Source organism: Micromonospora sp. DT227 (genome assembly GCF_049841835.1).
Taxonomy (GTDB): Bacteria; Actinomycetota; Actinomycetes; order Mycobacteriales; family Micromonosporaceae; genus Micromonospora.
This window is the reverse complement of sequence record NZ_JBNCLA010000011.1, coordinates 131,088-145,784: the sequence shown is the minus strand read 5'-3', so window position 1 is coordinate 145,784 and position 14,697 is coordinate 131,088. Positions and strand designations below refer to the sequence as shown.

Genomic DNA, 14,697 nt, shown 5'->3' with positions numbered 1-14,697 from the left:
GGTCCGCCATGTGTGCGCTTCGTCCGCTATGCCGGGGCAGCAAGTGCAAGATCGCGGGCGAGCGGGTGGGTGAGGGCGTTCAGCAGGTGGTGCGGGGCACTGAGCTGGGTGGCCAGGCGGCGGGCCAGGTGTAGGCGGACGGGGCCCGATTCGCAGTCGACGACCACACAGGGGGCGCCGGTGGCGGCAAGGAGCGTCGCCGCCGTGGCCGCCCGCTCCAACGGGCGCCGGCCCGCGGTGGCCCGACCGTCGGTGACGATGAGCACCAGGGGGCGGCGTTTCGGGTCGCGCAGCCGTTCCCGGCGCAGCAGGTCGGCCGCCGCGAGCAGGCCCTCGGCCAGCGGGGTACGCCCACCGGTGGACATCTCGGCCAGCCGGATCGAGGCGGTCAGCACCGACGAGGTGGCCGGCAGCAGGGTGCGAGCCCGGTCGCCCCGGAAGGCGATCACCGCCACCTTGTCCCGCCGCTGGTACGCGTCGGTGAGCAGGGCGAGCACGGCGTCCTTGACCGCCGTCATCCGCTCGCGAGCGCCCATCGACCCGCTGGCGTCCACCACGAACAGCACCAGGTTGCCCTCGCGTCCCTCGCGGACCGCCTCGCGCACGTCGTCCGGGCGCAGCCGCAGCGGACCGGTGAGCCGACCCCGGGCCGCCTGGTGCGGCGCGCCCGCGCGGACCGTGGCCGGCAGGTGCAGCGCGGTCACCCGACCGGCCGGCACCCGGGCGCCCGTGGTGCGGCCCCGCCCGGTGCGGGCGCGGGATCGCCGACCGGGCACCCCGTCCCCCACCCCGGGCGCGGTGAGCAGCCGCGCCTTCAGCCCACCCCGGGGTACGGCCACCGACTGACCGGCGGCGGCGTCGCCCGGACGCGGCCGGTCACGACGCTCGTCGTCGTCGCCAGGCCCGCCGCCGTCGGCCCACCCGGGCCGGCCGTCCGCCGGCCGTCCGGCGGGACCGTGCGACCTGTCCCCGGCGAACGACTCTCCGTCGGGTCCGCCTCGGTCGGCGTCGGGTCCACGACGCTCGGCGTCGACGGTGTCGCGCCCGCCGGAACCGTGCCGCCCCGGGCCGGCCCCGTCGGGACCACGACCGTCCCCGGCCGCCGGGTCTCCGCCGCGCCCGTCCGGGCCGCCCCCGCCGAAGCCGGGCCCGTCCCCCGCCGCCCCACCAGGACCGCCGGGACCGCCGGAACCGCCCGGACCGCCCGGACCGCCGGAACCGCCCGGACCGCCGCCCCGCGGGCCGTCGCCGTCGCCGTCGCCGTCGCCGCCGTCGTCCGGGTCATCGGGGTGCTCGTCCTGGGCGCGCTGCAACGCCTCGTCGAGGCGCTTGTCGTCCAGACCGGGAGTGTCGAACGGGTCGCGGCGACGCCGGTGCGGCAGGGCCAGCCGGGCGGCCACCCGGACGTCGTCGACGGTCACCCGGTCCCGCCCGTGCCAGGCGGCGTGCGCCATCGCGGTACGGGCGGTGACGATGTCGGCGCGCATCCCGTCCACGTCGAACGTGGCGCAGACCTCGGCGATCTGGCGCAGCGAGGAGTCCGGCAGTCGCACCCGGGCGAGCCGTTGCCGGGCGGCGGCCACCTGTCGGGCGGTCCGCGCATCGGCCTCGGCCCAGCGGGCGGCGAAGCCGGCCGGGTCGGCGTCGGCGGCCAGCCGGCGACGGACCACCTCGACGCGGACCGCCGGGTCCCGGCTGGCGCCCACCTCGACGGTGAGCCCGAACCGGTCGAGGAGCTGCGGGCGCAGCTCACCCTCCTCCGGGTTCATCGTGCCGACCAGCAGGAACCGGGCCGCGTGGCTGACCGAGACGCCCTCCCGCTCGACGTGGTTGCGACCCATCGCGGCGGCGTCGAGCAGCAGGTCAACCAGGTGGTCGTGCAGCAGGTTCACCTCGTCGACGTAGAGCACGCCGCGGTGCGCGGCGGCCAGCAGGCCCGGTTCGAAGGCGCGTACCCCCTCGCCGAGGGCCCGCTCCAGGTCCAGCGAGCCGACCACCCGGTCCTCGGCGGCGCCGACCGGCAGCTCGACCAGCCGGGCCGGCGCGGTCTCGGCGGCGGCGCCGGCGGGGTGCGGACCGTCCGGGCAGGCCGGGTCGGGCGCGGCCGGATCGCACCCGAACCGGCAGCCCGCCAGCCGCCGCACCGGTGGCAGCAGCGCGGCGAGGGCCCGTACCGCGGTGGACTTGGCGGTGCCCTTCTCGCCCCGCACCAGCACCCCGCCGATCGCCGGGGAGACGGCGTTGAGCAGCAGCGCCAGCCGCATGTCGGCCATGCCGAGCACAGCGCTGAACGGGAAGGTGCTCATGCGCGTTCCTCCAGGTCACCCTCGCTGGCGAGGTACGTGTCGCGGAGCCGGTCCAGGGTGGCCGGCTCCGGTTCGGCCCACAGCCCCCGGTCGGCGGCCTCCAGCAGCCGCTCGGTGATGCCGCGCAACGCCCACGGGTTGGACCGCTCCAGGAAGTCACGGGTGGTGTCGTCGAAGACGTAGGCGGCGGCCAGGTGCTCGTACATCCAGTCGTCGACCACCCCGGCGGTGGCGTCGTAGCCGAACAGGTAGTCCACGGTGGCGGCCAGCTCGAACGCGCCCTTGTAGCCGTGCCGGCGCATCGCGGCGATCCACTTCGGGTTGACCACCCGGGCCCGGAACACCCGCCGGGTCTCCTCGCCCAGCGTCCGGGTGCGCACGTCGTGCGGCATCGCCGAGTCACCCACGTACGCCTCCGGCGAGGCGCCGGTCAGATGGCGGACCATCGCCACCATCCCGCCGTGGTACTGGAAGTAGTCGTCGGAGTCGACGATGTCGTGCTCGCGGGTGTCCTGGTTCTTCACGGCCACCGCGATCCGGGCGAACGAGCGTTCCATGTCGGCACGCGCCTCCCGCCCGTCGAGACCCCGGCCGTAGGCGTAGCCACCCCAGACCGCGTACACCTCGGCGAGGTCGGCGTCACTGCGCCAGGTTCGGGCGTCGATCAGCGGCAGCAGTCCCGCGCCGTACGCGCCCGGTTTGGAGCCGAAGATCCGGGCGGTGGCCCGCCGCTCGTCGCCGTGCTCGGCCAGGTCGGCGGCGACGTGCGCGCGGACGAAGTTCTCCGCGTCCGGTTCGTCCAGCGCGGCCACAAGCCGGACGGCGTCGTCGAGCAGCGCCACCACGTGCGGGAACGCGTCGCGGAAGAACCCGGAGATGCGGACCGTGACGTCGACGCGGGGCCGGCCCAGTTCCGCGGTCGGCACCACCTCGACACCGGTGACCCGCCGCGACCGGTCGTCCCACACGGGTCGGCAGCCGAGCAGGGCCAGCACCTCGGCGATGTCGTCGCCCTGGGTCCGCATGGCGCTGGTGCCCCAGACGGACAACCCCACCGACCGGGGGTACGCGCCGGTGTCGGCGAGGTGCCGCGCGAGCAGCGAGTCGGCCAGCGCCGTGCCGACGTCCCAGGCGTTGCGGCTGGGAATGGCCTTGGGATCGACCGAGTAGAAGTTGCGACCGGTGGGCAGCACGTTGACCAGCCCCCGGGTGGGAGAGCCGGACGGGCCGGGCGGCACGAACCGGCCGTCCAGGGCGCCGAGGGTGTTGGTCAGCTCGTCGGTGGTCCGCGCCAGGCGGGGCACCACCTCGGTGGCGGCGAAGCGGAGCACCGCGGCGGCGTCCGGGACGGCCCGGCCGGTCACCTCCGCGACCACCGCCTCGACCGCGTCGGCGTCCCAGCCGAGGGTCTCCATGCCGACCACCAGCCGGCGCGCCAGCGCCTCGATCAGGTCGACGGCGTCGGCGGCGGTGACCGACGGCCCGTCCACGACCTCGGTCAGCGCGGCCGGCAGGGCCATCCGCCGCCCCGGCGACGCGAGCAGCGCCTGCTCGTCGAGACCGTACGCGCCGGCGAGCGCCTGCCGCAGGCCGGGCAGGGCACGGGCGCCGCCCCAGACCTGCGGGGCGCGTAGCACCGCGAGGACCAGGTTGACCCGCGGTTCGTCGGTGGGGGCGGCGGCGAGGACGTGCAGCCCGTCGCGGATCTGCACGTCCTTGACCTCACAGAGGTAGCCGTCGAGGTGCAGCACGAAGTCGTCGAAGTCGTCGGCGTCGGGCATCGCCTCGGCGTGCAGGTCGTGGTGCAGTTCGGCGGCGCAGACCAGGTCCCAGATCTGCGCCCGCACGGTCGGCGCCTTGGCCGGGTCGAGGGCCTGCACGGTGGCGTACTCGTCGAGCAGTTGCTCCAGTCTGGCCAGGTCCCCGTAGGTCTCGGCGCGGGCCATCGGCGGCACCAGGTGGTCGACCACGACGGCGTGGGCACGCCGTTTGGCCTGGGTGCCCTCACCGGGATCGTTGACGATGAACGGATAGACCAGCGGCAGGTCGCCCAGCACCGCGTCGGGGGCGCAGTCGGCGGCCAGGCCGAGGCCCTTGCCGGGCAGCCACTCCAGGGTGCCGTGCTTGCCCAGGTGCACCACGGCGTCCGCGCCGAACCCACCGTCGGCGACCGGCGCGGCGAGCCAGCGGTACGCGGCCAGGTAGTGGTGGCTGGGCGGCAGGTCCGGGTCGTGGTAGATGGCGATCGGGTTCTCCCCGAAGCCGCGCGGCGGCTGGATCAGCAGCACCACGTTGCCGAAGCGCAGGCCGGCCAGGACGATGTCCCCACCCTCGGTGTACAGCTCGCCGGGCGGCTCACCCCAGTGCTCCCGCATCCGCTCGCGCAGCGCGGCGGGCAGCTCGTCGAACCACCGCCGGTACGTACGCCCCGGTATCCGGGCCTCGGCGGCGCGCTGCTGCTCCGGGGTGAGCCACTCCACGTCGTGGCCGCCCGCGGCGATCAACGCGTGGATCAGGGCGTCGCCGTCGTCGGGTGGCGGGGCGTCACCCAGGTGGTAGCCGGCGTCGGCCATCGCCGCGAACAGCCGGACGGCGGAGGCCGGGGTGTCCAGACCGACCGCGTTGCCGACCCGGGAATGCTTGGTCGGGTACGAGCTGAGCACCACCGCGACGCGCTTGTCGGCGGCGGGCACGTGCCGTAGCCGGGCGTGGCGGACCGCGATGCCGGCCACCCGGGCGGCCCGGTCGGGGTCGGCGGCGTAGACCGAGAGCCCGTCGGCGTCGATCCGCTTGAACGAGAACGGCACGGTGATGATCCGGCCGTCGAACTCGGGGATGGCGACCTGCATGGCGGCGTCCAGCGGGGACAGTCCGGCGTCGCTGCCGGCCCACTGCTCGCGGGTGCTGGTGAGGCAGAGGGCCTGGATCACCGGCACGTCCAGCGCCGCGAGGGCGCCGACGTCCCAGGCGTCCTCGTCGCCGCCGCCGGAGGCGTCAGCGGCCACCGCTCCGCCGGCGGCGAGCACGGTGACCAGCAGCGCGTCGCACCGGCCGAAGAGACCGAGCGGACCGGCGCCGGCGGTCAACCCCCGCAACGAGCCGCAGAAGATCGGCAGCGGGTTCCCGCCGGCGGCCCGTACCGCGTCGGCGAGCACGTCGACGAAGCCGGTGTTGCCGGCCAGCGCGTGCGCCCGGTAGAAGACGATCCCCACGGTGGGCCGGCCGGGGACGATCTCCGGATCGCCGTGCACGCCGTAGGCCGGGGTGGGCGCGGGCGGGTCGAAGCCCTCGCCGGTGAGCAGCACCCGGTCGGACAGGAACCGGGCCAGCCGGCTCAGGTTCGCCGGGCCGCCCTCGACCAGGTACGCGAGCGCCTGGGTGACCACACCGGACGGCACGGTGGAGACCGCCATCAGCTCCGCGTCGGGCAGCGCCTCACCGCCGAGCACCACCGTGGGGACGCCGCTGGCCAGCACGGCGGCCAGCCCGTCCGGCCAGGTCTGCCGGCCGCCGAGCAGGCGTACGACGGCGAGGTCGACGCCGTCGACGAGCGCGGGCACCGCGTCGGCGGCGACCCGCGCGGGGTTGGCGAGCCGGTAGTCGGCGTCGCTGGCGCGGGCGGCCAGCAGGTCGGTGTCGGCGGTGGACAGCAACAGGATGCGCACGAGAAACTCCGGAGAGTGACACCCGGGGTCGCGCGGAGGCGACCGGGGCGAAGTGGGATGGGAGCGGCGTCAGCGGGTGCGGCGACCCGCGGCGCGACTCACCGAGACGCGGGTCGGGGAGCGGTCAACGCTGGCGGCACGCGCCCCGGCCGAGGGGGTCCACGGTCCCGGGTGCGCCGGCACGACCGGCGGCATGGCAGGCAACGGGTGCGGCGGAGCGTCCACCGTGCGGATCATGACGATGTTCGTCGATGAAAGAGATGCCGTGCGTCATCGGGTCCTCCTCGGGTGTCCACGCCCTGGGGTACGTCCGACGGCCGAAGTATCCTGGCTCCCGGATCAACGCTCACCCCCGGCCTTCCAACCGCGCACGCACGGTCGTGGCTCGCAAGGGGGGATCACTCCCCGGTGACAGTGGCGGGACCGCGCCGGAATCGCACCGGCTTCCTTCACTGCCGTCAGGCCGCGAATGCTGCCACACCTCACGACCTGCGGTCAACGCCACTCCACCACGGGCAACCGTCGCCCGGACCATCGAGACCGGCCGATCAGTCCCCCAGCCGCCCCGCCGGGGTCACGACCCTCCGGACCGGCGCTCCGCCGGCGCCCGGGCCGTCTCGATCGCACAGCCCCGAACACGCCGCTGACCGAGAGCGATCAGGTAGCGCGGGTAGGGGCAGTCCGGCGCTGCCCCTACCCATGCGGCAGAGACGTCACCTCGTGGCGGACGCGGGGTTCCAGCGGTCGTGGTGGATCGCCGCGGACAGGGGGCGCCGGTGGCGCCAGCCGTGTCGTTCGAGATCGGGCACCGCTTCGAGGTGGGTGACGGGGCCGAGGCAGAGCCAGGCGACGGGTCGGATGCCGGCCGGGATGGCGAGCAACCGCTGGAGGAACTGCTCGCGATAGAACGACACCCAGCCGAGGCCGAGGTCTTCGGCGGTGGCGGCCAGCCAGAGGTTCTGGATGGCCAGACAGGTCGAATACAGGCCGGTGTCGGAGATGGCGTGGCGACCCAGGACCGCTGGGCCGCCACGGTCGGGGTCGTAGGTCACCACGATCGACAGTGTCGACTCCAGGATGCCGTCGATCTTGATGCCGGAGAATCGTCGAGCGTCCTGGACGCCGAGGGTGGCGGCGAACGTGTCGCGCTCGGCACGGACATGCCGATGGAACGCTTCGCGCAGGCCCCGGTCACGGATCACGATGAAGTCCCAGGGCTGGGACAGCCCGACACTGGGTGCGGCGTGCGCCGCCGCAAGGACACGGTCGAGTACGCCAGGGGCGAGGGGCTCGCCACTGAACTGGCCACGGACGTCGCGGCGACGGTGGATCACGTCGTAGATGTCGCTGATCATGGGCAGGCTCCCGCTGCGCTCATGCCCCACCCGGTGGGGCCGATGACGCGAGGCCGGTCTTCGGACTCCCAGATCAACACCGGTCCGCCCGCCTTCCCAGCCGGTTCGGCCAGTGACTGCGCACACGTGCGCGTGGGCGGCAGCTCCCTGGTTACCGCGGCGGGCCCGTGCCGGAGTCACACCGGCTTCCCGATTCTCCCCACCACCGGGTGGGGCACCTCGCAACAGTTCGTGCCGCTCGGCACAATACCCCACTGTCCGAAACCGACCCTGCGGCCCGCCACCCATGCGGGAGTGCCGAGACCACTGCGCCGATCGGCGTGCCAGGGCCGGCTCGAATGAGCGCGCCGTCGAGGACGGCGATGATTGTCGGACGCTCGTACTCCGTCATCGCCGGCACCCGGCGGTCGACTCCATGGCCAGGTCCACCCCTGTCCGCCACACGGTCACCGGACTGGCCGGCCGCGAAGGAGCCCACCTCTTCGTCGCGACAGGCCCGGGCTGCGCCCAGGTTGACGAATGCCACCATGGTTCCGGCCAACCGGGGAACCTCAGGCTTATCTCTCCACCGGTCACCGGCGCAGGTGGCCGATGCCGTGCTGGTCGAGCCAGGTGACCGTCCGCAGCACGAACGTCGGCGCCGCCGAGCCGGCGCTGACGTCGGTGGCGACCAGCGGTACCTGGGCGGCGACCGGGAGCAGGGTGGACTGCCAGCAGGCCGGCGTGGCGCAGGCCGAGCGGTCGTCGACGCGCCAGGCGGCGGCCACGTTGCGGCCGTCCGGGTCGGCCGGGCGGTATTCCAGCCACCGGCGCAGGTCGTTGCCGCCGTCGATCCCGGCGGCGAGGACCAGGTTGAACGAGCCCTGCACGCGAAGCAGGCGGATCTGCTCCTGCACACCGAAACTCGGCAGGCTGGTGCCCGCGCACGCGACGCCGCCGTCGCGCCAGCAGGTCCAGGCCACCGCGGGACCGGTGCCACCGGCCGCCGGGAAGTCGTAGGGCGAGATGTCGAAGACCACCGCGTTGTCGGCGCCGAACACCTCCGCCGCCGCGCTCCAGAAGGAGCGCGTGGCGAGAAAGTCGCTCTGGCGCAGCGACACGATGGGTGTGATGCCGGCCCGGACGAGCCGGTCGACGTACCGGGCCACCTCGTCGACGTAGCCGACGCGGTTCTGTCTGTCGGTGGGGCTGCCGGTGTAGACGAAGCAGGCGTCGCTCAGCACGACCCGCACCGCGTCGACGCCGCGGGCCCGCAGCGCGCCCACGGACGCGTCGTCGACCGGGCCGTCCCAGCGGATCGGTCCCCACGCGCACTCGCCGGGCGCGGCCGACCGGATGATTCCGCGTGGCCGGTACGGCCTCGGGTCGGTGGTGACCGTGCGGATGCGGTTGCCGATCGCCTTCAGCGCGGGTGCGGCACCGGGTGCCGGCGGCGGGAGCACCCGGATGCCGCGGACCTCGGCGGCGGCCTGGGCGCCGTCGCTGTCGTAGGCGGTGGCGGTGACGCGGGTGCCGCTGTTCGGCGACGCGCCGCGCCAGTCGAACGCGTACGGCGCGGTGGTGTCCACGGCGAGCAACGTGCCGCGCTCCCGGAACTCGACCCGCTCGATCCGCCGGCCAGCCGCCGCCGTGGCCTCCGCACGGATCGGGATGACGCCCCGCGCGGCGAAGAAGTCGTTGGGCAGGGGCGAGGTGAGCGACACCGACGGGCCGCCCGGCTGCGGGCTGGGCTGCGGGCTCGCCGAAGCCGTCGGCTGCGACGAACCGGTCGGGCTGCCGACGTCCACGTTGCACGACTGGCCGCTCAGGACCCAGTCGGTCGGCTCGGGCTCCGCGTCCCGGTAGTTGCCGCCGAAGCGCACCGTCACCGAGGCGCCGGTCGGCAGCGTGGACCCCGCCGGTGGGCGGAGCATGGTCATCGGGTACAGCTCGCCGCTGCCGAGCGTGTATCCGTCCGGCAGCCGGTCGAGGCCCATGGTGATCGTTTGGCCGCTGACCTGACGGAACCGCAGCCACCAGTCGGTGACGGGAGAGCCCAGGTTGGTGACGGTGAGCTCGGCCCAGAAGCCGTTGGACCACTCTCGGGTGATGGTGTAGTCCACCGTGCACGCCGTCGCGGCGTACGCCGGCGGCAGCACCATCGTCATGGCCCCGCCGACGACGACCGCGGCGGCGGTGGCCAGCGCGAAGATCCTGCGTCGCATCATGCCCCGTATTCATTGACAGATATCGCTGGATACAGCCTCGGCGGTCGGGACTCTGTCTGTCAATACCGTGGCGCCCACCGGGCGGGACCGCCGCCCGCCGAGCCGAAGGCCCGCTGCGCGTCGACGAGGGCTCACGCCGGGCCGGCACGCGCCCGCATCCGCGCATGCGCACTACACCGACCTGCGCCGGTTCTACCGTGCCGCAGCCGCAGACGGCCAAGCCGTGCTGCTGGCCATCACCTGACCTCGACGCCCGGCTGCCCTTCATCGCCGGCACCGGTCAGGTCTGCGACGGACCCAAATCTCTGGGCTGCCGACCAGGAATGGACGCCGGAATGGCTCGCCTCGCGCGCGGACGCGAATGGCATGTCGTACACGTGCAGATCCGGCCTGTCGAGCGAGATCTTCTTTCAGGACCCCGATCCCGCGGTCAACGACGCGCGTTTCGCCGCCGCCCGCGCCAAGCTGGAGCCGACTTTCGGAAACACCCTGTCGTACGAACCGCTACAGGCGAGGAAGGGTTGCCGCATGGCGGAATACCGCAAGGGTGACATCGGCAACGGAGACGACTGGCCCGAGTACATGACCTGGTTCATCGATGCTCAGACCCGCCTTCGTACGGCGATAGCCGAAGCCGGCGGCCACTGTACGAGATCAACGAGGCGAACAGGCAGCCGCCTTCGCGTCGCTGAGCCGCGGTTAGCGGCAGGGCGCGGCTCTCGTACACGAATCCCGACCCGGTCGACCGTGAACGGCTGCAGGCGAACCCGCCAGTGACAGCGCGGTCATCGGGCCACGCCCCGCACCAGGCGGCTGACCGTCTCGGCGACGCAGACCGGCTTGCCGCCGGCGTCGCTCTCCACGGTGACCGCGGTGACCACCTGCACGCCGCCGTCCACCGGTGACACCTCGGCCAGGGTCGCGGTGGCGCGGACCGCGCTGCCGACCCGGAGCGGGGCCGGGAAGCGCACCCGGTTGAGGCCGTAGTTGACCCCCATGGCCACTCCCTCGACCCGGTACAGGCCACCGGCCAGCGCCGGCAGCAGGGACAACGTGAGGTACCCGTGCGCGATGGTGCCGCCGAACGGGCCGGCCGCGGCCCGTCGCGGGTCGATGTGGATCCACTGGCGGTCGTCGGTGGCGTCGGCGAACCGGTCGACCCGTTGCTGGTCGATCCGGAACCAGGGGCCGGGTCCCAGGGTCTCGCCGGTCGCCTCGGCCAACTCCTCGATGGACGCGAAGACCCTCATGCCAGGTGCCCTCCCAGCTTCGTGTAGCCGCGCAGCAGGTCGCGGGAGATGATCAGTCGCTGCATCTCGTCGGTGCCCTCGAAGATCCGGTACAGCCGGACCTGCCGGTACCAGCGCTCGATCGGCAGCTCGCGGGTGTAGCCCATGCCGCCGTGGATCTGCAGGACGCGGTCGACCACCCGATTGACCATGCCCGCGCCGTAAAGCTTCGCCATCGAGGAGGCGTGCCGCGGGTCCATGCCCTGGTCGACGGTCCAGGCGGCGCGCAGGATGAGCCAGCGGGCCGCCTCCAGCTCGGTCTCCGAGTCGGCGATCATCCACTGGATGGCCTGGTTGGTGCCGATCTTCGCGCCGAAGGTCTCCCGGGTGTTGGCGTAGTCGATGGCCATCGACAACGCCCGCTCGGCGATGCCGACGGCGTGCGACGGGATGGTGTAGCGGCCCTTGCCGATCCACTCCATGCCGAGGCTGAAGCCCTGCCCGGGCTCGCCGAGGATGTTGCGCCCGGGCACCCGGACGTCGTCGAAGACCAGCGAGGCGGGGCCACCGTCGCCCATCGTCTGGATGAACTCCGAGCGCCAGCCCATCGACCGGTCCACCAGGAACGCGGTGGCGCCGCCGTGGCGGGCGCCCTTCTCCCGGTCGGTCACCGCGATCACGATGGCGAAGTCGGCATCGTGACCGCCGGTGATGAAGGTCTTCTCGCCGTTGAGGATCCAGTCGTCGCCGTCGCGGCGGGCGCTGAGCTTGATGTTGGCCGCGTCGGAGCCGGCGCCGGGCTCGGTGATCGCGAAGCAGCTGCGCCGCTGCCCCTCGATGGTCGGGACCAGGTACTCGCGCTTCTGCTCGTCGTTGGCGTGGAACAGGATGTTGTCGGCCTCACCGCCGAACCGGAACGGCACGAACGAGCGGCCGAGTTCGGTCCAGATCAGGGACTGGGTGACGGCCGGCAGGTCCATGCCGCCGTACTCCTCCGGGGTGGCCAGCCCCCAGAACCCGAACTTGCGCGCCTTGAGCTGGAGCTCGCGCAGCTCGCTGTGCTCCAGCCCGGGCCGGTGCGCCCGTTCCCGCCGCAGCAGTTCCTGCTCCAGCGGCATGACCTCCCTGGTGATGAAGTCGCGGGCGGTGTCGCGGATCGCCCGCTCGGTGTCGGAAAGCGCGAAGTCCATGTTTCCTCCGGGTGCTGGTCCGCCGGCGCGCCTCAGCGCGCGCCGCCATTGACGTACAGGGTCTGGCCGCTGACGTACGACGCGTCGTCGCTGGACAGGAAGGCGATCACCGAAGCGATCTCGGTCGGCTGGGCGACCCGGCGCAGCGGGGTGTGCTCGGCGACCATCCGCTGATGCTCCTCGGGGCTGCTGCCGACCCGCTGGGCGGTGGCGGCGGTCATCGCGGTGGCCACGTAGCCCGGGGCGACGGCGTTGACCGTGACGTTGTACGGGCCGAGCTCGATGGCGAGGGTGGCCGTCAGGCCCTGCACCCCGGCCTTGGCCGCCGCATAGTTGACCTGGCCCCGGTTGCCGAGGGCGGAGCGGCTGCTGAGGTTGACGATCCGGCCGTAGCGGGCCGCGACCATGTGCTGTTGGGCGGCCTGGCAGCAGAGGAACATGCTGGTCAGGTTGGTGGTCAGCACCGCCTCCCAATGTGGCAGGGGCATCTTGAACAGCAGGTCGTCGCGGGTGATGCCGGCGTTGTTCACCAGCACGTGCAGCCCGCCGTACGCCTGCACCACCCGGTCGGTCATCGCGGTGACCGCCGCGGGGTCGGTCACGTCGCAGCCGATGCCGACGGCCCGGCCGCCGGCCGCGGTGATCTCGTCGGCGACCGCCCGGCTGTGCTCCTCGTCGAGGTCGACCACGGCGACGGCGGCGCCCTCGGCGGCCAGCCGGTGCGCGGTCGCCGCGCCGATGCCCTGCCCGGCACCGGTGACGACGGCCACCCGGTCGGCGAATCTGGTCACGGGTTCTCCCCTTTGCTAGAAGGCGTTGACGCCGGTGAGCGTGCGCCCGATGAGCAGCTGCTGGATCTGGCTGGTGCCCTCGTAGAGGGTGGCGACCCGGGCGTCGCGCAGGTACTTGCCGACCGGGTACTCGTCGATGTAGCCGTACCCGCCGAAGACCTGGACGGCGTTGTTGGCCGCCCGGACCGAGGCCTCGCTGGCGAAGAGCTTGGCCATCGAGGCCTCGGTGGCGAACGGCTCGCCCCGGTCGACGAGGTCGGCCACCCGCCACACCAGCAGCCGGGCGGCGGCGGTGTCCACGGCGATGGCGGCGAGCAACTGCTGCACCAGCTGGTGCCCGGCGATCTGCTTGCCGAACTGGGTGCGCTGCCCGGCGTAGCCGACCGCCGCGTCGAGGCAGCCCTGGGCGATGCCGACGCAGCCGGCGGCCACCGACATCCGGCCCTTGGCCAGGGTGGCCAGGGCCAGCCGGAACCCGCCGCCGGCCGGGCCGAGGCGCGCCGAGTCGGGCACCCGGACGGCGTCGAAGCGCAGCTCACCGGTTGCCTGCCCGCGCAGCCCGAGCTTGCCGTGGATCTCGTTCCGGGTGAGCCCGGCGACGTTGGTGGGCACCAGGAACGCGGTGATGCCCCGGTGTCCGGGCCCGCCGGTGCGGGCGAAGAGCAGGACCACATCGGCCAACGTGCCGTTGGTGATGAACGTCTTCGCGCCGGTGATCAGCCAGTCGCCGCCGTCGCGGGTCGCCCGGGTGGTCAGCGCGGCCGCGTCCGAGCCGCTGTCCGGTTCGGTCAGGGCGAAGCAGCCGAGCGCGGTGCCGGCGCAGAGCCGGGGCAGCCACTCGGCCCGCTGCGCGGCGGATCCGTGCGCGGCGATGGCCTTGGCGACCAGCCCGAGCGACACCGAGACGATGCCCCGGACAGCGGAGTCGCCCCGGCCGAGCTCCTCTAGCACCAGGCAGTAGGAGAGGTGGTCGCCGCCGGACCCGCCGTTCTCCTCGGGAATGGTCAGCCCGAGGAAGCCCAGCCGGCCGAGCTTTCCCACGATCTCAGGGTCGACCGACTCGCGCCGGTCCCAGGACGCCGCGTACGGGGCCACCTCCCGGTCGACGAACTCGGCGGCCAGTCGCCGGACGGCCGTCTGCTCCGGGGAGAGCTGAAGGTCCATGAGGCATAAACTAGCGCTGCAAGTTTAATTCCGTCCAGACCCCGTTGTGGCAGAGTTGCGGCGAACCCACGAGCGAACGAGGGAGGCACGGATGCCCCGGCCGAGGCAGGCGCTGCTCAGCCGGCAGCGGATCGTCGAGGCCGCCGCGGCACTGATCGACGTGGACGGCCTGGAGGGGTTCTCCACCCGCCGGCTCGCGGCCGACCTCGGGGTGCGCGGGCCCTCGCTGTACAACCACTTCGCCACCAAGGACGAGATCCTCGACGCGGTGGCCGACAGCGTCACCGCGCAGGTCGACGTCTCCTTCTTCGGGAAGATCGACTGGCGCGAGGCGCTGCGCCGCTGGGGGCACTCCTACCGGGCGGCGCTGGCCGCGCACCCGAACATCGTGCCGTATCTGGCCCGCGGTCCGGGGCGGCGGCCGGCGGCGCTGGCCATGGCCGACGCCGTCTACGGCGGACTGGTCGCGGCCGGCTGGCCGCCCTCGCGCGCCACCCACATCGGCGCGCTGATGCGCTACTTCGTGGCCGGGTCCGCGCTCGGGTCGTTCGCCCGCGGTTTCGTCGAGGACCCCGGGGTGTACGCCGAGCAGTACCCGCACCTGACCCAGGCCCACCGGCTCGCCGAGCATCAGCAGCAGGTGGACGAGGGCGCCTTCGCGCTCGGCCTCGACGCGCTCATCCACGGGCTCTCCCGCACCTACCAGGAGCACATCGGGCCGCTACCACCCCTCCCACCGGCCGACCCGGAGCGCTAGAGTCAAAACTTGCAGCGCTAGTTTTTGGCCACG

Annotated in this window: 10 protein-coding genes and 2 riboswitches; of the genes, 2 read left to right on the top strand and 8 right to left on the bottom strand. The window is 73.5% G+C overall.

The window, feature by feature from the left end:
• Nucleotides 1-26 precede the first annotated feature (26 nt).
• The 4 genes from ACLQ2W_RS29410 to ACLQ2W_RS29395 all read right to left on the bottom strand — a co-directional run bounded on the left by ACLQ2W_RS29410 (nucleotide 27) and on the right by ACLQ2W_RS29395 (nucleotide 9,533).
• Entirely contained in the window at nucleotides 27-2,306 is a 2,280-nt protein-coding gene (locus ACLQ2W_RS29410; RefSeq protein WP_425790560.1) for a VWA domain-containing protein, read from the bottom strand.
• A complete protein-coding gene (gene cobN, locus ACLQ2W_RS29405; protein ID WP_425790558.1) occupies nucleotides 2,303-5,971 on the bottom strand; it encodes a cobaltochelatase subunit CobN in 3,669 nt (1,222 codons plus the stop codon). The genes ACLQ2W_RS29410 and cobN overlap by 4 nt, the downstream gene beginning before the upstream one ends.
• A 320-nt stretch (nucleotides 5,972-6,291) precedes the next feature.
• Nucleotides 6,292-6,421: riboswitch (cobalamin riboswitch) on the bottom strand.
• A gap of 263 nt (nucleotides 6,422-6,684) precedes the next feature.
• The gene (gene bluB / locus ACLQ2W_RS29400) at nucleotides 6,685-7,326 is read right to left on the bottom strand and encodes a 5,6-dimethylbenzimidazole synthase (RefSeq protein WP_425790556.1); all 642 of its coding nucleotides are present in this window, start codon (nucleotides 7,324-7,326) and stop codon (nucleotides 6,685-6,687) included.
• Nucleotides 7,327-7,360: 34 nt separating this feature from the next.
• Nucleotides 7,361-7,563, bottom strand: a riboswitch (cobalamin riboswitch).
• Nucleotides 7,564-7,898: 335 nt separating this feature from the next.
• Nucleotides 7,899-9,533 carry an Ig-like domain-containing protein gene (locus ACLQ2W_RS29395; protein ID WP_425790554.1) on the bottom strand — a complete coding sequence of 545 codons (1,635 nt, stop codon included), beginning with the start codon at nucleotides 9,531-9,533 and terminating at the stop codon, nucleotides 7,899-7,901.
• A gap of 366 nt (nucleotides 9,534-9,899) precedes the next feature.
• Between ACLQ2W_RS29395 and ACLQ2W_RS29390 the strand changes: the two genes are divergently transcribed.
• Nucleotides 9,900-10,310 (top strand): DUF4268 domain-containing protein, encoded by a 411-nt coding sequence (locus tag ACLQ2W_RS29390; protein ID WP_425790552.1) that lies wholly within the window; start codon nucleotides 9,900-9,902, stop codon nucleotides 10,308-10,310.
• A gap of 8 nt (nucleotides 10,311-10,318) precedes the next feature.
• Here ACLQ2W_RS29390 and ACLQ2W_RS29385 read toward each other — a convergent pair whose 3' ends face one another.
• Genes ACLQ2W_RS29385 through ACLQ2W_RS29370 form a run of 4 tightly spaced genes read right to left on the bottom strand, consistent with a single transcriptional unit; the run spans nucleotide 10,319 to nucleotide 13,907 of the window.
• Nucleotides 10,319-10,783, bottom strand: a complete 465-nt coding sequence (locus ACLQ2W_RS29385; protein ID WP_194799872.1) for a MaoC family dehydratase — start codon at nucleotides 10,781-10,783, stop codon at nucleotides 10,319-10,321.
• On the bottom strand, nucleotides 10,780-11,952 hold the full coding sequence (locus ACLQ2W_RS29380; protein WP_425790550.1) for an acyl-CoA dehydrogenase family protein: 1,173 nt from the start codon (nucleotides 11,950-11,952) through the stop codon (nucleotides 10,780-10,782). Before ACLQ2W_RS29380 ends, ACLQ2W_RS29385 begins: the two co-directional genes overlap by 4 nt.
• A 32-nt stretch (nucleotides 11,953-11,984) precedes the next feature.
• Nucleotides 11,985-12,743, bottom strand: coding sequence for an SDR family NAD(P)-dependent oxidoreductase (locus ACLQ2W_RS29375; protein ID WP_425790548.1), 759 nt, complete (start codon nucleotides 12,741-12,743; stop codon nucleotides 11,985-11,987).
• A gap of 15 nt (nucleotides 12,744-12,758) precedes the next feature.
• Nucleotides 12,759-13,907, bottom strand: a complete 1,149-nt coding sequence (locus tag ACLQ2W_RS29370; protein ID WP_425790546.1) for an acyl-CoA dehydrogenase family protein — start codon at nucleotides 13,905-13,907, stop codon at nucleotides 12,759-12,761.
• A 91-nt stretch (nucleotides 13,908-13,998) separates the two neighbouring features.
• On the opposite strand from ACLQ2W_RS29370, the gene ACLQ2W_RS29365 reads away from it, so the two are divergent.
• Complete coding sequence (locus ACLQ2W_RS29365) at nucleotides 13,999-14,664, top strand: TetR/AcrR family transcriptional regulator (RefSeq protein ID WP_425790544.1); 666 nt, start codon at nucleotides 13,999-14,001, stop codon at nucleotides 14,662-14,664.
• Nucleotides 14,665-14,697 lie beyond the last annotated feature (33 nt).

Bases quoted from the DNA above. Each gene is read 5' to 3' on its own strand.
- ACLQ2W_RS29410 (WP_425790560.1), bottom strand. From the start codon at position 2,306: ATGAGCACCTTCCCGTTCAGCGCTGTGCTCGGCATGGCCGACATGCGG.
- bluB (WP_425790556.1), bottom strand. From the start codon at position 7,326: ATGATCAGCGACATCTACGACGTGATCCACCGTCGCCGCGACGTCCGT.
- ACLQ2W_RS29395 (WP_425790554.1), bottom strand. From the start codon at position 9,533: ATGATGCGACGCAGGATCTTCGCGCTGGCCACCGCCGCCGCGGTCGTC.
- ACLQ2W_RS29390 (WP_425790552.1), top strand. From the start codon at position 9,900: ATGTCGTACACGTGCAGATCCGGCCTGTCGAGCGAGATCTTCTTTCAG.
- ACLQ2W_RS29385 (WP_194799872.1), bottom strand. From the start codon at position 10,783: ATGAGGGTCTTCGCGTCCATCGAGGAGTTGGCCGAGGCGACCGGCGAG.
- ACLQ2W_RS29380 (WP_425790550.1), bottom strand. From the start codon at position 11,952: ATGGACTTCGCGCTTTCCGACACCGAGCGGGCGATCCGCGACACCGCC.
- ACLQ2W_RS29370 (WP_425790546.1), bottom strand. From the start codon at position 13,907: ATGGACCTTCAGCTCTCCCCGGAGCAGACGGCCGTCCGGCGACTGGCC.
- ACLQ2W_RS29365 (WP_425790544.1), top strand. From the start codon at position 13,999: ATGCCCCGGCCGAGGCAGGCGCTGCTCAGCCGGCAGCGGATCGTCGAG.